Genomic DNA, 22,179 nt, shown 5'->3' with positions numbered 1-22,179 from the left:
CATCCGATCAAGCGTCTCGACGAACTGCTGCCGTGGGTTTGGAAACCAGAGATTCATGTCAAGGCCTGACTGACGTGCAAGAACCGGACGCATACGAAAAATCTAACAACGGCCATTGGCGAAACCTGACGCTGAACCAGCGGCAGTGGGGCGTGGCGCACCAAATCCGAATGATGTCGTGATCTGAACTTGGCGCTTGGACGCCGTATCAACTCTTCGCCTATACGATTCCGCGCGCGGCCATCTTCTTCAAGATCAGGTCCGCCAATTGCTCGGGCTGATGACCGATCGTTTGCAAGTATATTTCGGGGGGTTACCGGTGGTTCATACGGGGCGTCGATGCCGGTAAAGTTCTTGATCTTACCAGCTTTCGCCTTGGTGTAGAGGCCCTTCGGATCGCGCCGTGCGCATTCGTCGATAGGTGTGTCGACGAACACCTCAATGAACTCTCCGTCGGACACCAGACGGCGCACCATATCCCGCTCGGAGCGGTACGGCGAAATGAACGAGCAGAGCACGATCAGGCCTGCATCCACCAGGAGTTTTGCGGCCTCTCCGGCGCGACGGATATTCTCGACGCGGTCCGCCTCCGTAAAGCCGAGGTCGCGGTTAAGCCCATGGCGCAAATTGTCGCCGTCCAGCATCATGGTGTGGTGACCGCCAGTGTGAAGCCGGCGTTCAACGATGTTGGCGATGGTCGATTTGCCGGCACCGGACAGGCCGGTCAGCCATATGATTGCTGGCTTCTGGTGCTTTTGCGCAGCGCGCTCCGACTTTCCGATCAGGGTGGCCTGTCAATGGATGTTGGAGGCACGCCGCAACCCAAACGCGATCATTCCCACGCCGAGCGTGAGATTGGTCGCGCGGTCGATGACGATGAATGATCCGGTCCTGCGGTTCTGCTCGTACGGATCGAACGCAACGGGCGTGTCCGTCGACAGGTTGCAGAATGCAATATCGTTGAGGCCCAGGGTACGCGCGGCAAGATGCTCGCGCGTGTTGACGTCGATCTTGTACTTGATGGCCGTGACCGTAACGGACGTCGTTCGGGTGCCGATGCGTGCCAGATAGGAGCGGCCTGGCATGAGGTGCTGGTCACTCATCCAGATCATGTGTGCGGCAAACTGGTCCGATACTTCGGGCGGAGATTCCGGACTAGCCAGCAGATCGCCGCGGCCAATGTCCAGCTCGTCCGTGAGCGTGATCGTGATCGCGTCTCCGACGTGGACGGAGGTCTGAGCGCCCTCGGCGGTCAGAAGTTCCTTCACTCTTGAGATTTTGCCGGTATTGGCGGCGGCGATGGGATCGCCGGGGTTGATCGTCCAGAGGCCACCGTGCCAGCGTAGCCTCTGAAATCAAGATGGGGTCTGTTGACCCATTGCACCGGAAAGCGGAACGAACTGTCGATCGCATCACCGCTCACATCAACGGTTTCGAGATAGTCGAGCAGGCTTGGCCCACGATACCAGGGCGTGTTGTCCGATACCTTCGTAACGTTATCACCATGTCGGGCGGAGATTGGAATCGATGCTATCGACGAAAAACCGAGCTCTTCGGCAAAGGCTCTGTATTCATCGACAATTCGAACGAAGATGTCGCTTTGATAGGAGACCAGGTCAATCTTGTTCACCGCGAGGACAACATGGCGTACGCTGAGCAGCGAACAAATCAGGGAGTGTCGTCTGGTCTGTGCCAAAGCGCCTTTGCGTGCGTCGATTAGGAGAATGGCGAGGTCTGCTGTCGATGCGCCGGTCGCCATATTCCGAGTGTATTGCTCGTGGCCGGGCGTGTCCGCGACAATGAAGGAACGTCGCGGCGTGGTGAAGAAGCGATATGCAACGTCGATCGTGATGCCTTGCTCCCGTTCGGCCTCCAGTCCCTCCACGAGAAGCGCGAGGTCGATGTCATCTCCCATCGTGCCGTGGCGCTTCGAAGCCGCCGCCAGCGAGGATAGCTGGTCGTCAAGGATGAGCCTGGAGTCGTGCAGAAGGCGGCCGATCAGCGTAGCCTTTCCGTCGTCCACCGAGCCGCAGGTGAGGAAACGAAGCAGGTCCTTGGTCGTCGGCTCGCCGGGAGGCTCGCGACTTTCCATCAAAAGTAGCCTTCGCGCTTCTTGCGCTCCATTGATGAAGGTTCGTCGCTGTCTATCAGGCGGCCCTGCCGCTCCGAAAGTCGCGTCGATCTCATCTCCGCCATGATGTCTTCCAGCGTTGCGGCACTGGAGTCGATCGCTCCGGTCAGCGGATAGCAACCCAGCGTTCGAAATCGAATTCGCCGCGATTCTGGCTGCTCGCCCGCATTGAGGGGCAGTCTCTCGTCATCCACCATGATCCAGGAGCCGCCACGCGCAACGACCGGGCGGTGTTTGGCGAAATAGAGCGGTACCACCGGAATATTCTCCAGCTGGATGTAGTGCCAGTTCCACGTTGTGTCGACGTGCAGCAGGGGAAACGGGAGCCTGGCAGGGTGGAACGCCTTGAGTGCCAGATGCAGCATGACGCTGGAGTCCTTACCAATCGAATAGAGCATCACCGGCCGTTTGAACTCGGCGATGACTTCGCGCATGATCTCGATCGATTGAGATTCCAGGCTTTTGAGGTGCTTTGGAAGGACGCGCCCGGTTCGGCCGGCGTTGAACGGGACGAAATTCATTGCAAAGTGCCTCGCGCCAGCAATCCCGAATTCGACGATCCCTTCGTAGGAGAATTCCCCTGCAAAGGACAACATACGTCAAGCCAGGCGGGGGCTGATCTCGCGGCGCGACGTCGTCCGGCCAGCGGAGAGGAGGGCAGAGATGACCTTGTGATCCCGATGCGATAATGGGTGCGCCGGCGCTTGCTGCCTCGAATGTTTGGCGGGTAGTGATGGCCGGAGGACGCCAGATGGCACTGAATGCTGACGACATCTTTCTGAACCCCGCGCTCGAAGCCCGCGTGCGCGGCCAGGCCTGGGCGCTCCTGCTTCTCAACGCTGCCGATCCACGGATGGGATCGTTGTTCGCGACGCAGCAACGCTGGTTGATGGCCCATGCGGCGGTGGCGCAGTTCTTCCGTGATGTTGCCGTGGCCGGAGCCGGCACCGGAGTGCTGACCGCACGTGTGCTCGATCTTGTCGAGCATCACCAGATCGCAAGCCGGAATACCGCTGCCGCCTTCATCAAGGAGATGCTGAAATACGGCATTGTGCGCCATGTTGCGGGAAGCGAGGGCAAACGTCATCGCCCGGTCGAGCCGGCACCTGCGGCGCTTGAATCGCTGTATCAATGGCATCTCTTGCATCTGGCAACGCTGGATGGCCTCGACGGCGGAAGCCGCTCGGCGGCGTTGGCCGCCGGGCCGGAGGTGGTTCGCCGGATGCAGCCGATGATTGCCGACGGTCTGCTCGGCTCTCACATGGTTCGCGAGCCCGAGCCGACGTTCAAGCTGTTCACGTGGGTCAACGAGGGCGGCGTGCTGATGGATCGCTTGATCGTCGGTTGTGAGGAAGGGGACGCTTCCGTCGATCGTATTGCGACCGACGTGACGTCGGTTTCCGCACTGGCGCAGCGGCTGAAATTGTCGCGGACGCAACTCGGGCGCAAGCTCGCCGAAGCGGAGTCCATGGGAAGCCTCGGCTGGGTGGGAGCGCGCGGCAAGTCCCGGCTGTGGGTATCGAAAGGCTTCCGCCGCGAGTATCACAAGGCGCAGGCCGTAAAGCTCGCGATCATCGATGCAGCCTTCGAGGCTTGTTTTACGACTCATCGATGAGATCCATGACGTTGTCGAACGGGTGATGGGCAGCATTAGACGATCCGCTGTCATCTGACCATTTTTGGTGGTCGGCATTTCCGGGCCGGTCTCGATCTTTACCGCAAATGTTAAGTCCGATTCAGAGGACCCGCAGGGCTTCAAGTCGCTGCGCACTTTGATTTCATAGCTTGATTTCGTGCGCGGAACGAGAATGTCGCGATTTACGATGACTGACGTTTTTGGCGTTCGGGCGGTAATCACGATCGACGAAAATGGGCGCATGTGAACGTTCGTTCGCAGCCTTCGGCAGCCGGATACCGTACCAATGGGCCGCTGAAGAGTCGACGCTTCCGAGCTGCGCGGGTGCGAAAAGGCGTTGGATGCTTCGGCGGTAGTCCTGAGGAAATACGCGAAGAGGATTTATCGCATCCGTCGGTAGCGCAACGACAGCGCCGATCGGGTGCTTGTTCGGCGGTGACTTTCGACCGTGTTACGCGGTCTATTTATTTGATGGAATGGAAAATGCTGCACGTTGGCAGTGATCGACATTTTTCGCTGTCTATCTCGCAGGAGCTTTCGATCAAGGGCGGGCCGGAGACGTCCGTGGCCGCGGTGCAGGACACGCATCTGCTCAGCGCCGATTTCAAGCGTGCCGGAGATGACCTGCGGCTGATTGGGGTCGACGGAAAGATCCACGTCGTTCCCGGCTATTTCAAATCGGAAAATCTGCACGCGCTGCGGTCGTCGGATGGTGCGACGCTGAGCGGCGAAATCGTCGCTGTGCTGGCGGGACCTGCTGCTCTCGGAAGGTACGCAGCCAAGGATGCGCCGTCGCCGGCGATGCAGGTGATCGGACATGCTGTACGGGTCGAGGGGCAAGTAACGGTCCTGCGCAACGGCGTCGTTGTGGCGCTCAATAACGGCGATGTTCTGCTCAAGGGAGACGTGGTCCAGACCGACAGCGCTGGCGCGGCCGGACTGGTTTTCAACGACGGCAGTGCGTTCCAGATCGGGCATGGTTCGCGGCTCGTATTGAGCGAATTCAAGTTCGACCTGCAGGGAAGCGCCAATCTGGAAGTTTTCGATCTCATCCAGGGATCGCTCAGTTTCGCCTCGGGCAAAATTGCCAAGTCGGGCGACATGCGGATTGGGACGCCGATCGGCTCTGCCAAGATCACGGGCTCGGCGGGTGCCGGGGAGATCTCCCCGGACGATGGATCGGTCACGCTGTCCATCTTCCAGCAGAATGACGGGCTGCATCGGGCGACGGCCTACGATAAGAACGGCAACGCGATTGCGACGATCAGCAGCGAAGGCGGAAAGCTGGAGCTGAAGCCGACCGGTCCAACTCAAATTGCCGCCAGCGAGCAGGCGAAGACGGACGCCGACAGGGCCGGCGAGCTGGATGCGCTGAACCACCTCCTCCAAATCAAGAACCTTACGGACCACAATAGCAGCACCACGCCCGCCGGCGGTGGTCCGCACGGTTCGTCATCGCCGCCTGGCTCGTACAGTGCCGGGTCGAACGAGCCGTCGTTTGAGCCGAATGGAGCTTCTGGCGCCAACCCGCCCGCGAACACCGGTCTGGATGTCGCCCCTCATCCGCCCGGCGGAGGAAACGGCGGGGCTGGTCCTGGAGGTGCATCGATCCCGGGATCTCCGGTCAACGATGCGCCGGTGATCGGCGCAGCGCAGACGACCGGCGCGGTGCAGGAGGACACGGCACTCGATCCCCATGGGCTGCTGCACGCCAATGGCACGATCGCGTTCACTGACGTCGACCTGGCGGATGCGCATGTCGTCTCGGTCGGTTTCGTCAGTTCGACGCGCGCGGGTGGATTGGCGCTCGGGACCATGAGCGCGCATCTGACCACCGACACCGTGAACGGCCTCGGCGGGCAGGCGGCGTGGCAGTATCTCGTCGACAACGCGGACGTCCAGTTCCTGCGCGCCGGACAGACCATTGCGGAAACCTACGCCGTAGCCGTCAGCGACGGTCATGGCGGGCTGGCGAGCCGGAATGTCACCATCACGATCACCGGCGAAGAGGATGCCTCCGTGCTGCCGGTGCATCGGCGACCGCCCCGGAAGCCGGTGACGCCGCCGCACAGCACATCACGCTGACGGGCACCTTGCCGGTGACGGATGCCGATATCGGCGACACGCTGACGGCTTCGATCATCAATTCGCCGGTCGTGACCCTTGATGGCCACGCCTTCGTCTTGCCGGCAGGGGCGGCATCGCTGACCAGCAACGCATTGTCGTTCCATGCGGGGACGTCGAACGGCGGCACTGCCGGCATCGGCTGGACCTATGATGCGTCGGCGGCCAACCTGGATTTTCTGCGGGAAGGGCAGAGCCTGGTTCTGACCTACACGGTGGAGGTCAGCGACGGCCTTCTCACCAGCGGCCAACAGACCCTCACGATCACCATCGTCGGCGCCAATGACGTGCCCGTGGTGACCGGCGACACCGCGACGACCAGTGAGGATGCCGACGCGCATGCGCAGGTCATCTCGCTGACGGGCTCGATCTCGGTGGTCGATCTGGACGTCGGCGACACGCTGAAGGCTTCGACGGTCGGCGGGCCCGTCGTCAAACTGGATGGCCAGGCCTTCAGCCTGCCGGCCGGCGCGCTGGCACTCATCGACAATGCCGCTTTTGCGATCGACGCTAGCGGGCACCTGTCCACCGGCGCCGCCACGACGTTCGGCTGGATCTACCAGCCCGCCGCAGCTGATTTCGACTTCCTGAAGCAGGGCCAGACGCTCACGCTGACCTATGCGGTCGTCGTCAACGACGACACCGCGACCAGCACCACGCAATATGTGACGATCACGATCAACGGCACGAATGACGCGCCGCTGGCGGTTGCGCACAACTACACGACCGATGAGGACCATGCATTGGTGGTGTCTGGTACGGGCGTGCTCGCCGGGGCCACCGACCTCGACGGCGATGCGCTGCACGCCATCCTCGTCAACGGTCCGGCCCACGGCACCTTGACGCTGAATGCCGACGGCTCGTTCACCTATGCGCCGGTTGGCGACTACAACGGCTCCGATAGTTTCACCTACAAGGTCAATGACGGCTTCGCCGATTCCAACGTGGCGACCATCAATATCACCGTGCAGGCGGTCAATGATCCGGCCGTGGTGTCGGGCACAAGCAACGGCGCGGTGACGGAGGCGGGCGGCGTCAACAACGCGGTGGCGGGGACGCCGAGCGCGACCGGCACGCTGACGGACACCGACGTCGACAATCCCGCCAACACCTTCACGGCGGTCGGGACCGCCACGGCGAGCGACCACGGTTACGGCACGTTCACCATGACGGCGGGCGGCGTTTGGACCTACAATCTCGACAACAGCAATAGCGCGGTTCAGGCGCTCAATGCCGGCGGGACGCTGACCGACACGTTCACGGTGACGACCGTCGACGGCACCGCGCAACTGGTCACGATCACCGTCAACGGCGCCAACGATGCCGCGGTGCTGTCGACGGACACTGTCGGCCTGACCGAGACCGATTCAGTGCTGTCGACCGGCGGCACGCTGACGATCCATGACGTCGACAATCCCGAAACCTTCGTGGCGCAGGCGGGCACGGTCGGGCACTACGGCACCTTCACCGTTGCCCAGAACGGCGCATGGACCTATGTCGCGAGTTCGGCGCATGACGAATTCGTCGCCGGGCAGACCTACACTGACGTTTTCTCCGTGGTAAGTTCGGACGGCACGGCCTCGTCCGTTACGGTCAGTATCCTCGGCAGCAGCGACGCAGCTTCGATATCGGGCACCACCATCGGTTCGGTGACCGAGGCGGGCGGTTTCAACAACGCGGTGCCGGGGACGCCGAGCGTGAGCGGCACGCTGACGGACACCGACGTCGACAATCCCGCGAACACCTTCACGGCGGTGGCGACGCAGACAGTCAGCCTCGGCGGTTTCGGCACCTACACCGTCACGTCGGCCGGGGCCTGGACCTACACGCTCGACAACAGCAATGCCGCGGTTCAGGCGCTCAATCCCGGCGGCACGCTGACGGATACGTTCACGGTCACGACCGTCGACGGCACGCCGCAGGTCGTCACGATCACGATCAATGGCGCCGATGATGCCGCCGTGATATCGGCGGTGACGCGCAATCTGGCTGAAACCAATGTGCCGCTCTCGACCGGCGGCACGCTGACGATCCAGGACCCCGACAGTCCGCAATCCTTCGTCGCGCAGGCCGGGACGGCTGGGCAGTACGGCACCTTTACGCTCGCCGCGGATGGCACCTGGAGCTATGTCGCGAGCTCGGCACATGACGAGTTCGTGGGCGGGCAAACTTATACTGACGTTTTCTCCGTCGCGAGTTCGGACGGCACTACCTCGTCCGTCACCATCAACATCCTCGGCACCGACGATCCGGCCACGATGAGTGGGACGACCACCGGATCGGTCATCGAGGCGGGCGGCGTCGCCAACGCGGTGCCGGGGACGCCGACCGCGACCGGCTCGCTGACGCTGTTCGATCCCGACACGTCCTCCGTCACCTTCGTGGCCGTCGCCGCGCAGACCGCCAGCACCGGTGGCTACGGCACCTACACCGTGTCCTCGGCCGGCGTTTGGCGGTACACGCTCGACAACAACAATTCCACGGTGCAGGGGCTCGTCGCCGGCGCGACGATGACCGACACCTTCTCCGTGAGGGGAAGCGACGGCAGCGCGCAGGTCGTCACCATCACGATCACGGGCGCCAACGATGCGCCTGTGCTGTCCGGCGACAATGCGGCAGCACTGCTGCAAGGCCTTGCGACGGCCATCACCACGGCCGACCTCAGCGTCAGCGATGTCGACAACAGCGCGAGCCAGCTCACCTTCAACGTCAGCAGCACGCAACGCGGTTACGTGGCGCTGTCGAGTGCGCCCGGCGTTGCGATCACGAGCTTCACCCAGGCGCAGCTCGCCGCGGGCCAGGTGATCTTCGTCAGTGACGGCACGCTGAACCCGGCCGCGAGCTTCACCGTGTCCGCGACCGACGGCAGCCTGACCAGCGTACCGGTGCTGATCAATATCGCCGTCACCAATGATTTCGTGCTGCCGGGCAACATCAACCTCAGTACCGTCTCGGAAATCATCAACAGCCTGACCCAGTCTGGCGGCACTCTGTCGGGCACCGGCACGTTGATCGACGCCAACGGGGCGACCTTCACCGGCGGCACCGAAAGCGGCAGCGGCACGACCATCGTCAACGGGCTCGCGACCTTCTTCGATGCCAGTAACGAGACCTTCACCCTCGACGGCAGGACGCTCGAGCTGCGCGGATCCGGCCAGACCGGGACCTTCTCCGGCGATACGCTGCGACTGAACAACGGCGCGGCCTTCAAGATCGATGCCGGCGTCACCTTCACCGATGCGACGACCGGCGGAAGCGCCTTCAACATCGCATCGAGTGCCGGCAGCGGAACGCTCAACGTCGTCGGCAACTACGACAAGACCGGCAGCGGCACCACGATCGTCAGCACGGCGGTCGACAACAGCGGCGTCATCGACGCCAAGGCGGGTACGCTCGATCTCGCCGGCAACGTCACCAACACCGGCACGCTGCAGGCGGACGGCGGCGGCAAGCTGCTGGTTGCGGGCAATGTCACCGGCAGTGGGGCGGTCACCGTCGGCAATGGCGGCACGGTCGAATTCGGCGCTGGCGTCGCATCCGGCCAGACCATCACGTTCAACGGCGCGCTCGCCACGCTCAAGATCGATGCGCCGGCGAGCTTTGCCGGCACCATCGCGGGCTTCAGCGGCGCGACCGACGCGATCGACCTGGTCGGGATCAACTACAGTTCCGGGCAGTTCTCCCAATCGTTCAATTCGTCGACCGGCGTTCTGTACGTCACCGACGGCACGCATAGCGTCGATCTGCACTTCAGCGGACCGACCTACGGCTTCGCATTCTCGGCCGACGGCTCCGGCGGCACCGTGATCAAGCCGTCTAACGTCTACACCGTCCACAACGCCGCGGAGCTCAACGCGACGCTGCTCGCCATCAGCGTGGGTGGCGGAGCTGCTGCCGCCAACACCAACTATTCGATCGAGTTCGCGGGCAACATCTCCATTGCCGCGCTCGGCGCCAATCTGACCGCGATCAATCTGGCCAGCGGCAGCCATCTCTTCATCAATGGCGCGGGCTATTCGCTTGACGGCGGAAATGCTTATCGCGGTCTGTTCGTGTTCGGCGGCAACGTCTCGATCAACAATCTGAACATCGCGCACACGCTGGCCCAGGGTGGCGCCGGCGGCGTCGAAGGCGGCGGCGGTGGTGCGGGTCTTGGTGGCGGCCTGTTCGTGGCGGCGGGGGCGGCCGTCGCGATCGATGCCGTGACGTTCACGGGCAACGCGGCCAAGGGCGGCGCCGGAGGCGATTGGGGAGGAGGCTCGCGCGGAGGCCAGGGTGGCGGCGGTGGTGGCATGGGCACCAACGGCAGCAGTGCTCACTACAGCAGCATCCACGGCGTCGGCGGCGGCGACTCCTTCGTCTTTGTCCAGGGAGATTCGGGCGGCACACTCGGGATCAATGTCCCGGGGCACGCGGGCTACTCGCAGGCCGTTGCTGGCGGCACATCGCCGAGCGGCAGCAGCCTCACTCCGGGTGCGGATGGCGGCTTTGGTGGCGGCGGCGGTGGCGGTGCGGGGGGCTACCTGTCCGGCTCGCAGGCAACAAGCATCAGCGTCGGCGGCGACGGCGGTTTCGGCGGTGGCGGCGGAGCCGCGGGCGCTTTCGGCTCGGGAACGGGCGGCGGTACCGGCGGCTTCGGAGGCGGCGGCGGCCGCGGTGCGGGCGCTGGCGGGTTCGGCGGCGGTGTTGGCGGCAGTAGCGTCGGCGGCGGCGGTGGCGGCCTCGGCGCAGGCGGCGCAGTGTTCGTGCAGGAAGGCGGCTCGCTGACGATTGCCGGCAGCTCGGTCTCCGGCAACTCGGTCACGGCAGGTTTGGGTGGTCATGGCGGCGGAGGCGACGGACAGGCGCTCGGCTCCGGCATTTTCATCCAGGGCAACCAGACCATCACATTCGCGCCGACTGCGGGCGAGGACGCCATCATTTCCGATGCGATCGCCGACCAGGGCGGTAACGGCGGCAGCGGTCACGTCGAGATCGCAGGCAGCGGCACCGTGCACTTGGCCGGCGCCAACAGCTATGTCGGCGGCACCACCATCGACAGCGGCAGCACGCTCGAGGTCGAGGCTGGCGGCAGCGCCGGCACCGCCGCCATCATCGACAACGGTACGCTGCGGTTCGAGGCGCCGGGTACGATCGTGAATGCGGTCACGGACAACGGCGCGGTTACCCTCGACCATGATGGTACGTTCGAATTCCAGGCCGCCGTGACCGGAACGGGCACGTTCAATTTCGCCCAAGGTCACGTCATCACCGCCGTGTTCGACACCGGCGTCCCCGCCGTCACCCTCAAGGGCTTCGACGTCGGGGATACCATCGATCTCAGGTCGGTCGTCGCGACCTCCTTCACGATCGATGCGAACAACGTCATGACGCTGAAGAATGTCAGCGGCACGGCGGTCGCGACGCTGCATTTCGACCCGGCGCAGCAGTTCGATCTCAACCTTGCCCTTGTCACGGACGGCAATGGCGGCACCAACATCCGCCTGGCGCAGACCAGCTTCACGGTGAGCACCGCGGCCGAGCTCAACGCCGCTCTGACGGCAATGAGCTCGGGAGGCAACGCCTATGGCGCGAATCTCAACTACGTCATCCATTTCGCCGGCAATATTTCTCTGGCGTCGCTGAGCTCGGATCTTGCCGCCATCAATCTCGCCAGCGGCAGCAAACTGACGGTCGATGGTGCAGGCTTCACGCTCGACGGCGCCAATACCCATCGTGGCTTCTTCGAATATGCCGGCACCGTCACGTTCAAGGACATGACGATTGCGCACACGCTGGCGCAGGGTGGTGCCGGTAGCATCGGCGGTGGCGGCGGCGGCGCCGGACTTGGCGGCGGCCTGTTCGTCGCGGCGGGTGCCTCGGCGACGATCGCGAACGTGACCTTCCTGTACAACGCCGCCCGGGGCGGCAATGGCGGCGGCGTGAACCCGGCCGGCGGGATTTATCAAGGTGGTGCGGGCGGCGGCGGCATGGGCATCAATGGTGCCCCTGGCTCGACGACCGGGGTGCAACATTCCTATAGCATCGGAAGCCGCCCCGGCTACACCGGTTGGGGCTATGCAGGCGGCACCGGCGGCGGTCTCGGCCTGTCGAATCTTTCGGGCGGAGGCGGGGCCGGGGCGACGTCGTATCGCGGATCGTCCCCGGCCTCCGGCACCTTTGGCGGTGGTGGGGGCGGCGGTAACGCCTATCTCGCCTACAGGAAAGCCGGAACCACCGGCGCACAGGGTGGCTTTGGCGGCGGCGGCGGTGCTGGTGGCGGCTTCAACACGAACACCAACAGCTACGGCAGCGGCGAGAACGCCGCCGGCGGCAATGGCGGCTTTGGCGGTGGTGGCGGCGGCGGCGGCCTCCGCAGTCAGTTCGGCATCGGGGGATTTGGCGCGGGCAATGGCGGCGTCTCCTTCGCTTATCGTGCTGACGGCTCGTACCAGTCAAAACTCGGCAATGTCGGTGGCGGCGGGCTTGGTGCCGGCGGTGGCATCTTCGTCCAGGAGGGGGGCACGCTGATCCTCGAAAGCGGATCGCTGTCCGGCGGCTCCGTGGCCGGAGGGGCTGCGGGCGCCATCCAGGCGGCTCATCAGCTGTACGCCATGCCCGGCGCCGGGCAGGGGCTCGGCAGCGGCATCTTCCTCCAGGGCAACGAAACGCTGACGTTCGCGCCGGCCTCCGGTGCGACGATGACGGTCGCCGACGTGATCGCCGACCAGGGTGGCGATGGCGGCCGCGGTGCGGTCGACATCAAGGGAACGGGCATCGTCGAGCTCGACGCTGCCAACACCTATTCGGGCGGCACGACGATCGAGGCTGGCGCCACGCTGCAGCTCGGGGCCACCGGCTCGCTGGGGACGGGCGCCGTCACCAACAATGGCACGCTGCATCTCATCCACACGACAACGGTGGCGAACGCCGTCGTCGACAACAACGACGTCCTCCTTGATGGGTCCGAGACCTATACCTTTGCCTCGGCCATCTCGGGATCGGGAACGATCACGTTCGGCACCGGATGGACCACGCTGGCCTTCAACAGCGGCGCGCCTACGCCGGTCATTCACGGCTTCGGCGCCGGCGATGTGATCGACCTCAAGGCAGTGGCAGCGACCAGCGTCGGTTCGTATGTCAACGACATACTCACGTTGACCGGTGCAGGCGGCGCTGTCGTCGGAACACTGAACTTCGATCCGGCGCAGGCGGATCTGGTCTCGACCGGCTTCCGGGTCGTACCGGACGGGAACGGCGGCACCTATGTCGTGCTGAACGGCATCCAGACCGTTTTCGAAATCTCCACGTTCGCCGATTTCCAGGCCGCTCTGACGTCGATCAAGAATGGCGGCATCAATTCGGGCACCAACACCGCCTATACGATCAACATTCACGCCGACCTGTCGGTGACCGCCTTCATCACTGCGATCGACATGGCGTCCGGCGATAGCTTGACCATCCACGGCCTCGGACACACCATCGACGGCGCGGTGAACGGTGTTGCGACCTATTCAGGACTGTATCTTCGTTCGGGCAGTCTCGCGGTGTCGGACCTGACCATCCAGAACACCGTTCAGCGCGGCGGCACCGGCACCGGTGATCCTCATTCGAGGAACGGGGCCGGTGGTGGCGGTCTCGGCGCTGGTGGCGGCCTGTTCGTCGGCGCAGGCGCTTCGGCGACGCTCGACAATGTCAGCTTCACCGGCGACCGGGCCATCGGCGGCAACGGTGGCAGAGGCTACAACGCAGTACCGCCGGTGGATACTGATATCGGCCGCGGTGGCTTGTTTGAAGGGCGCTACAACTACAACAACGGCTATGGCGGCTTCGGTACGGGCGGGAGAGGCAGCAACGGCTTCATCGGTTCCGGCAACGGCGGCTTCGGTGCTGGCGGCGGCGGCGGAGCCAGCACTTTCAGCAACAACCCGAGTGGTTTTCACTCACCTGGCCAGAACGGTGCCATCGGGGGCTATGGTGCCGGCGCCGGCGGCAATGGGAATTGGCCCGGCAGCCTCGGCGCCGGTGGCGGTGGCGGTGCTGGTCTTGGCGGCGCCGTCTTCGTCATGGCCGGCGGTTCGCTGTCCGTCAGCAACGGCAGTCTTTCAGGCAACAACGCGATCGGCGGCGCCGGCGGCTACGGCGGCAACAGCGGAAGCGCCGGCCAGGGGCTTGGCGGCGCATTCTTCAACAACGGCAGCGAGATCTCGCTCACGTCCGGCGCGGGCAAGACGCTCAACATCGGCGACTCCATCGCCGGCACCGGCATTCTGGACCTCACAGGCGCCGGCGATTTCGTTTTCTCGGGCGCGATCTCCGGCAGCCAGACCATCAATATCTCCGGCTCAGGCGACGTGACCCTGGCCGGTCCGATCACGGGTAGCGAGATCATCAACATCACCGGATCAGGCGATGTGACCGTGACCGGCTCGATCACGGGCAGCGAGGTCATCAACGTCGCCGGATCCGGCAACGTGGTCCTGCAGGGCCCGATCGCGGGCAACGAGACCATCAACTACACGGGAACGGGCTCGCTGACGCTGCCGGTCGCCCAAGTCGCATCCGTCGGCGACCTCCTCACTGCGATCTCCGACATCAATATCGGCGGCAAGCTGTCGATCGCCCGCGTCCACACCCACGAGATCGATTTGACGGCGGACACTGCGCTGACCGCGGGACTGCCGAAGCTCAACCTCGCTGCCGGCGATACGGCCACCATCAACACCGCCGGCCATTTGCTTGACGGCGCCGTCAACGGCGCTGGCGGCGGGTTCAGTTTCACGGCGAGCGCGTCCGGCGGCGGCGCCGTGTTGCTCGGCAACGCGGTCCCCACATTCAACGTTGCAAGCGTGTCGGACCTGTCGGCCACGTTCAGCACGATCAACGTCGGCGGATTCTTCTCCTCCCCCAATACGAGCTACGTCATCAATCTCGGGGTGGATATCCCGACGCTGGGTAGCCTGTCGTCGACGCTCAACCTCGCTGCCGGCGATACGCTCACCATCAACACCGCCGGGCACACGCTGAACGGCGCCGTCAACGGCAACGGTCCGGCTTTCACCTTCGCGACCGGCGCGTCCATGGGCCCGCCAGCGTTCACCGGCCATCCCATCGCGACCTTCACCGTCGGCACGATTGCGGAATTCAATGCGGCGCTCGCGGCCATCAATCCCGGCGGCTTCTACTACGGCACGAGCATCGACTACGAGATCGACCTGACCGCCGATTTGAAGCTGAACGGCAACATGGCCGCCATCCAGCTTGCCGCCGGCGATACACTCACCATCAAGGGCGGCGGTCACGTCATCGACGGTTCGGTCAATGGCACGGCGACCTATTCCGGGTTCGATCTTGAATCCGGCAATCTGGTTCTCAGCCAGCTGACGATCGAAGGCACCCTTGCTCATGGTCACGACGGTGGGTCCGTTGCCCACGCCTATGCCGGCGCCGGCGGCGGCGGTCTGGGTGCGGGCGGTGGCCTCTTCATTGGTGCGGGTGCGTCCGCGACACTCGACGGCGTCGCGTTCACCGGCAACTCTGCGATAGGTGGCTCCGGTGGCAATGGCGGCACCGCCGGTGGCTACAATGGCTACGTCGGCGGAGGTGGTGGCGGCAGCAGTTCGAGCGGCCTCGGTGCGGGTGGCTCGGGCGGTTGGGGACGCCCGCCGGCGTTCTACGCGCATTCCCGAAGCAACGGTCTGGCCGGCGGATTCGGCGGCGGTGGTGGCGGCGGGTCCAGCATTTACTTCGTTCACACTCCTTCCTTTGGGGCCGGCGAACTTTATGCAGGCATCGGCGGCAGCGGTGGTTACGGCGCAGGCAGCGGCGGCGGCGGCGGGATAAGAGTTCCGTCCGGAGGCGGCGGTGGCGGCGCTGGTCTTGGTGGCGGCGTTTTCGTTGCGTCCGGCGGATCACTGACGATCCAGAGTGGTTCGATCGGCGGCAATACCGCGGTCGGCGGTCTCGGCGGTGCATCCCCGACCGCGGCCGGCGGAGACGGGCAGGGCATCGGTTCGGGCCTCTTCACGATCTCGCAGAGCATCACGTTTGCGCCGCAGCTGGGCGACACGCTGACCGTCTCGGATTCGATCGCGGGTGCGGGCGTCGGCGTCATCCATATCGCGGGAGCCGGCAACGTCATGCTGTCGGGCGCGATCACCGGCACGACGATCGACATCTCCAACACCGGCGCGGTGTCGCTGACGGCGGGCGATCTCGTCAACGATTCCTTCTCGCTGTCGGGCTCGGCGCACTACACGCTGGCGAACAAGATCACGGGCGGCGGCATCATCAGTGCGTCCGGTACATCGGTGTTGACGATCACCGGCATGAACCTGCTGACCGGCGGCATGGTGCTGAGTGGCAACAGCACCATCGATCTCACCTCGGTGAATTCGATCGGCAGCGGCATCATCACCTTCGTCTCCAATTCGGGTGCGACGCTGATCCTCGAAGCGGGCGTGGCGCTGTCCAACCAGATCAACGGCTTCAACCCGGGCGATACGATCAGGCTGGTCGGCTTTGCCGCAAATGCGACGGCGACGATGGGCGCGGGCAACGTCCTGACCGTCAGCGATGGCGTTCATTCAGTCGATCTGCATCTCAACCCCGGGGTCGATTTTTCTCAATTCCAGTTTGACGTCACGGCCTATAGCGGCGGCGTGATGCTGACCGATCGCGTGCCGTTCGGGATCACCGGTCTGGTCGGCCAGCCGGTTTACGGCAGCGGCGTCGAACTGCGCGGCACGGCCGCTCCGGCCTCTACGGTCACGATCATCGCCAATGGCGGCACGACCGTGCTCGGCAGCGGCATCGTCGACGCCAACGGCAACTTCGATCTCATCACCTCGCCGCTCGCCGACGGCTTCTACACGTTCCAGGCGGTGTCGCAGACCGGGTCGTCGTCGCAGTTCTCTGCCGGATTCGCGGTCACGGTGCTTCCGAGCGCACCGGTGATCACGACGCAGATCGGCCATCCGCTCAATGGCGACACCGTCGAGCTGAAGGGCACTGCTCTGCCCAACCAGATCATCAAGCTGTATCTCGACGGCAGCTCGACCGTGTTCGCGACCGGCGTCGCTGATGCCAACGGCAATTTCGACATCGTCACACCGGCGCTGACCGACGGCGTCCATACCATCCGGGCGACCGAGACCGATAGCCTCGGCCTGGTAAGTCCGCTGTCGGGCGGCTTCATCGTCAACGTCAATCCGACGGCGCCCACGATCACCGCGCTGGTCAACAGCCCCTTCAATGGCGGGCCGATCGAGGTGAAGGGCACGGGCGAGCCCAATCACACCATCCAGATCTTTGCCGATGGTGGTACGACGGTGATCGGCACCGGCACCACCAATGCCAGCGGCCAGTTCGACATCGTGACCTCGGCGGGCCTGAGCAATGGGACCCATGCGCTGACGGCGGTCACGGTGACGTCGAACCTGCCAAGCACGGCATCGAACAGTCTCTCCATCACTGTCGTTCCGTCGGCGCCGGTCATCACCACGCTGGTCGGCCAGCCCGACAATGACGGCACCATCGCGGTCAAGGGCACGGGCCAGCCGAACCAGAGCGTCACACTCTACGCCGATGGTGGCACGACGCCGGTCGGAACCGGTGTCATCGACGCCACCGGACATTTCGACATCACGACGACGGTGACGTTCGCCGACGGAGTGCACCGCCTGACTGCGACGGCGACCGATGCCGCGAACCTCATCAGTCCGGTGTCGTCGCAATTCACCGTGAACGTGATCCCGGACACGCCGGTCATCTCGGCGGTGCTTCCCGTTTCCGGCACCTCGCAGCGCATCGAGGTGCAGGGCACCGGCGAGGTCGGCGAGACTATCAAGCTGTTCGCCGACGGCAGCACGACCGTGCTCGCCACCGGCGTGGTCGATGCGACAGGTCATTTCGACATCTTCGCCAACATTCTCGGCGGCGCGCATATCATCCACGCCACGGAAACCAACGCCGCCAACCTCGTTAGCCTGATCTCCGCGGGCGTGTCGGTCAACGTCACGCCGAATGCTCCGGCCATCACCGCGCTGGTGGGCCAGCCCATCAACGACACCACCGTGACCGTGAAGGGAACCGCCCAGCACGTCGGCGGCACCATCACGCTTTACGCCGACGGCGGCACGACGGCGGTCGGAGCCGGCACGGTTGCCGCCAACGGCACGTTCTCGATCACGACCACCGTGACATTTGCAGACGCCATTCACAGTTTTACCGCGACGGAGACCGACGACGGTATCGCGAGCAGCCTGTCGCCTGCATTCACGGTCAACGTCAACCCGATCGCGCCGACGATTACGGCGCAGATCGGAACAACGGTGGAGGGCGGCGCGCTCGAGTTCGTCGGCACGGGCGAAGTCGGCAACATGTGACGATCACCGTCGGCGGCGTCACCATCGGTTCGGGAATCGTCGATGCCACCGGGCATTTCGACATCACGACCACCTCCGGCCTGAACCCCGGCGTCCAGGCCGTGTCGGTGACAGAGACCAATGCGGACCATCTCACCAGCACGGCATCGGGCTTCGTGGCAACGGTTGCGCCGGTCGCGCCGGTCATCACATCGGTGGTTTCGGTCGACGATCCCGGTGGACGCGTCGAGGCTTTTGGCACCGGCAAGGCCGGTGACATCATCACGCTGTACGCGGATGGCGGCACGACTGCGATCGGCTCGGGCACCGTGGACCAGACCGGCCACTTCGCGGTCTATTCGACCAACGGCCTTGCGCTCGGCGCCGGAGCTCACACGGTCACGGCGACACAAACGCTGGTGAACGGGGCGGGCTCGGCGACCAGCGCCGCGTCGGCGACCTCCAATGTGAACGTTGCGACGACCGCCACGAGCTTCACGATCACGACGGCTGCGGAACTCGTCGCTGACATCGCAGCGATCGATCTGACCGGCGCATATTCACACGTCAACACGCACTACACGTTCAACATCGTCGGCGACCTCGTCCTGAGCACACAGCTCGCGGCGTTCAATCTCGCCTCTGGCGATACGCTGACGATCCATGGCAATGGTCGTACCCTGGACGCCCACGGACTTCCCGGCCTGTTCGTCTATTCCGGCACGATCGACATCGACAATCTCAGCATCATCAATGCGGTTGCCAAAGGTGGCGACTCCACCAGCGGCGGCGGTGGCGGCGCGGGACTTGGCGGCGGTCTCTTCATCGCCTCGGGCGGCGCGGTCACCCTCGACAATGTCAGCTTTGCACATGATCGGGCGGTCGGCGGCAATGGGAGCTATTTCAGCGGCTATTCCGCCAGCGGCGGCGGCGGCATGGGTGGCGCCGGCAATATCAATGGCGGTGGCGGAATCGGCCTTGCTGCGTCGGGCGGGTCCTATTTCGGTTACGTCCCCGGTCGCGGCATCGTCTCCGGCGCGGTGGCCGGTGGCGGTGGGGGCGGTGCCGATGGCGGCGGCGGCGTCACTGGCACCAGCGCGGGGGGCGGCGGTCGCTACGGCTATGCCGGCGGCGCCGGTGGTGGCATCGGTGGCAGCGTCGGGACTGCCACGTCGGGCGGCGCGGGCGGTTTTGGCGGGGGGGGGCGGCGGCGGTGTCGTTAGCCCTATCGATCTCAGCGGCAGCACCGGAGGTGTCGGCGGTTTCGGCGGTGGTGGTGGCGCCTCGGTGCGGGACGTCGGTGGCACTGGCGGCTTTGGCGGTGGCGGAGGCGCCGGCTACTTTGGCACCGGCGATGCGGCCGGCGGTTTCGGCGCTGGACGCGGTGCGGCCAACTATCAGTCGGGTGGTGGCGGTCTCGGCGCCGGCGGCGCGATCTTCGTCCAGGAAGGCGGCTCGTTGACCTTCGGCGGCAGCGGCGGCGCCCAGGACAACAGCGTCGCGGGTGGTTCGGGCTCGAATGCCGCCCACAATTCCGGATCCGGCCTCGGCAGTGGCATCTTCCTGCAGGGCAACCAGACCATCATCTTCGCCCCCGACGCGGCGCACATCATCTCGATCAGCGACGTGATCGCCGACATGACCGGCTCGCACGATGCCAGCGGCCAGACCGGCGCGGGACATCTGGTGCTCGACGGCGAAGGAACGCTGGTGCTGGGAACGGCGAACACATTCACCGGCGGCATCACGATCGAGAACGGCACGCTCGACCTCACCGCGAGCGGCGCGGCTGGCTCCGGCGCGATCGACTTCTCGGCGGCGGACCATGCGGCGCTGGAATTCAGCGCTGCGAACGCCCCTGTCAACGCGATCGCGCATTTCGGCACGCGCGACAAGATCATCGTCGACGGCTTCCACGCCACGAGTGAAACCTTCATCAATGGCGTTCTGGTTCTGAGCGGTGCGAGCGGATCGGTCAGCCTTACGGTGAGCGGCGATGACGTCGCCTCGCTGTCGGACTTCCAGTTCGCCTACGATTCTGCGGCCAACACCACGACCATCACCGCCGGGCCGGATCGATCGGGCAATGACGTGATCCACTACGGTGTCGGCGCGCATAGCCTCACCGGCGGGACGGGGGACGACGTGTTCTTCTTCCGCGGCAGCGACCTTGCCGCAGGCGTAACCGACAAGATCACCGACTTGTCCTGGGCAACCGGCAGCAGCGAGCACGACCGCATCCATATCGAAGGCGTCGATCCCAATGCGGTGTCGGTCTCGACGGTCAATGGCGGCCACGACACCGACGTCGCGATTTCCGTCGCCGGCGGCACGGCGCACATTCTGGTGCAGGGCGTCGGTTCGGGGCCGCTGCAGATCGAATTCCAGAACACGACGCCGACGGATGATGCGCATTTGAATACGCTGCTGACGCCGTCGACGGTGAATGAGACCGTCGCCAGTTTCTATTTCGGCGCCAATCCGCCCTACGCCAAATCTCTGGTGAGTTATGGCGCTGATGGTGCGGTCATCGCTCAGGATGTCACCAACAATGACGGATCGCACCTGGTGACCGTGCAGGGGGACAACGCTGCGCTGACGGCGTCAGGGGCGAACGATACGTTCGTGTTCCAGTTCAATTCGCAGACTGCAGCCACGGCGACCATCGGCAATTTCGACGTGGCGCACGACGTCCTGGAGCTCAGCCACTCTGTATACGCGGACGCTGCGGCCGCACTGGCTGCGATCGCCGCCGATCCCCACAACGCCGGTAACCCGGCCGACACCACCATTGCGCTCGACGCCCTCCACTCGATCACGCTGACCGCAGTGAGCCCGAATCTGCTTCAGCAGCGGGATTTTCTGGTAGTCTAGTCGCGAATCCACGGTCAGGTTTGCAGGATCATGCAAGGCGATATCCATTTCATTTCCGGACTTCCGCGTGCGGGCTCCACGTTGCTGTCGGCTATCCTGCGGCAGAACCCGCGCTTTCGTGCCGGCATGACCGGACCGGTCGGCTCGCTGGTCGACGGCATGCTGCGCAGCATGAGCATGAGCAACGAGACCGCGATCTTCATCAGCGACGAGCAGCGCCGCGAACTCATCAAGGCGATCTTTTCGACCTACTACGCCGATCTGCCGAAAGGGCATGTGGTTTTCGACACCAACCGCAATTGGTGTGCACGCTTGCCGCTGGTCACCGAGCTGTTTCCGCGCGCCAAGGTGATCTGCTGCGTCCGCCACATCCCCTGGATCCTGGATTCAGTCGAGCGGCTCATTCGCAGGAACAAGTATCAGCCGTCGGGCATCTTCAACTTCGAACCCAGCGGCACGGTGTATTCGCGCGTCGACGGGTTGGCCGGCCCCAACGGCATGGTCGGCTTTGCCTGGAACGCGCTACGCGAAGCGTTTTGCAGCGAGCAGTCCGCGTGCCTGCTGGCGCTGACCTACGAGACGCTGACCACCCAGCCGGAGCGGGCGATCGCCGCGGTCTACGAGTTCATCGGCGAGAAACCGTTCGCGCATGATTTCCAGAACATCGAGTTCGACGCCGAGGAGTTCGACCGCAGGATCGGCACACCGGGTCTGCACAAGGTCGGCAAGCGCGTGGAATCCCCGGGGCGCAAGACCGTGCTGCCCGGCGACCTCTGGCGCAAATACGAGAACGATGCGTTCTGGGGCGATCCGGCCCGCAATCCGAACCAAGTGAGGGTGGTCTAGAGGAGGTGCGAATTCTTGGCTTCGCTTTCTCTCTCGAGCTTCTCCTGCTAACCGCCGATGGCTCGCTCTGGAAGAGCGAGGTGAATCCGCAACGACAGCAGCGCCTGCTTTTTCCGGCTTCGCCGAGCATCGACTCGCGCAGCCCATTGCAAGCGTTGTCCAATGTGAGCGGGTTGCTCACTCGCTGTTGATGTGTTGGACGATCCGTGCCGGGCGCGGGACGA

Annotated in this window: 8 protein-coding genes and 1 pseudogene; 7 read left to right on the top strand and 2 right to left on the bottom strand. The window is 64.6% G+C overall.

Annotated features, from left to right (window positions below; translation table 11 throughout):
• Positions 1–182 (top strand): hypothetical protein (locus tag ABIA96_RS11330; RefSeq protein WP_354137112.1); only part of this gene is annotated, 182 nt, incomplete at its 5' end.
• A 38-nt stretch (positions 183–220) separates the two neighbouring features.
• Here the strand turns inward: ABIA96_RS11330 and cysN are convergent.
• Positions 221–2,092: pseudogene (cysN, locus tag ABIA96_RS11325) on the bottom strand (sulfate adenylyltransferase subunit CysN).
• Complete coding sequence (locus ABIA96_RS11320) at positions 2,092–2,652, bottom strand: phosphoadenosine phosphosulfate reductase domain-containing protein (protein ID WP_354137138.1); 561 nt, start codon at positions 2,650–2,652, stop codon at positions 2,092–2,094. The pseudogene cysN and the gene ABIA96_RS11320 overlap by 1 nt, the downstream one beginning before the upstream one ends.
• 167 nt (positions 2,653–2,819) lie before the next feature.
• Between ABIA96_RS11320 and ABIA96_RS11315 the strand changes: the two genes are divergently transcribed.
• From ABIA96_RS11315 to ABIA96_RS11290, 6 genes are all read left to right on the top strand, one after another.
• Complete coding sequence (locus tag ABIA96_RS11315; protein WP_354137111.1) at positions 2,820–3,746, top strand: hypothetical protein; 927 nt, start codon at positions 2,820–2,822, stop codon at positions 3,744–3,746.
• 504 nt (positions 3,747–4,250) lie between these two features.
• Entirely contained in the window at positions 4,251–5,852 is a 1,602-nt protein-coding gene (locus tag ABIA96_RS11310; protein ID WP_354137110.1) for a VCBS domain-containing protein, read from the top strand.
• Between the two features lie 14 nt (positions 5,853–5,866).
• Complete coding sequence (locus ABIA96_RS11305; protein ID WP_354137137.1) at positions 5,867–18,256, top strand: beta strand repeat-containing protein; 12,390 nt, start codon at positions 5,867–5,869, stop codon at positions 18,254–18,256.
• Positions 18,253–19,458, top strand: a complete 1,206-nt coding sequence (locus tag ABIA96_RS11300) for a hypothetical protein (RefSeq protein WP_354137109.1) — start codon at positions 18,253–18,255, stop codon at positions 19,456–19,458. The genes ABIA96_RS11305 and ABIA96_RS11300 overlap by 4 nt, the downstream gene beginning before the upstream one ends.
• Positions 19,427–21,109, top strand: coding sequence for an autotransporter-associated beta strand repeat-containing protein (locus ABIA96_RS11295; protein ID WP_354137108.1), 1,683 nt, complete (start codon positions 19,427–19,429; stop codon positions 21,107–21,109). Before ABIA96_RS11300 ends, ABIA96_RS11295 begins: the two co-directional genes overlap by 32 nt.
• Before the next feature lie 30 nt (positions 21,110–21,139).
• Positions 21,140–21,955: a sulfotransferase family protein gene (locus ABIA96_RS11290; protein WP_354137107.1), complete on the top strand. Its 816-nt coding sequence runs from the start codon at positions 21,140–21,142 to the stop codon at positions 21,953–21,955.
• The last annotated feature ends 224 nt before the right edge of the window (positions 21,956–22,179 follow it).

Origin of the sequence: Bradyrhizobium sp. LB11.1, assembly GCF_040549385.1 — a bacterium.
GTDB lineage: Bacteria > Pseudomonadota > Alphaproteobacteria > Rhizobiales > Xanthobacteraceae > Bradyrhizobium.
This window is presented reverse-complemented; position numbering and strand designations above follow the sequence as displayed.

Excerpts from the sequence above, each read along its gene's own strand:
- ABIA96_RS11310 (WP_354137110.1), top strand. The coding sequence starts at position 4,251 with ATGCTGCACGTTGGCAGTGATCGACATTTTTCGCTGTCTATCTCGCAG.
- ABIA96_RS11320 (WP_354137138.1), bottom strand. The coding sequence starts at position 2,652 with ATGAATTTCGTCCCGTTCAACGCCGGCCGAACCGGGCGCGTCCTTCCA.
- ABIA96_RS11290 (WP_354137107.1), top strand. The coding sequence starts at position 21,140 with ATGCAAGGCGATATCCATTTCATTTCCGGACTTCCGCGTGCGGGCTCC.
- ABIA96_RS11315 (WP_354137111.1), top strand. The coding sequence starts at position 2,820 with ATGGGTGCGCCGGCGCTTGCTGCCTCGAATGTTTGGCGGGTAGTGATG.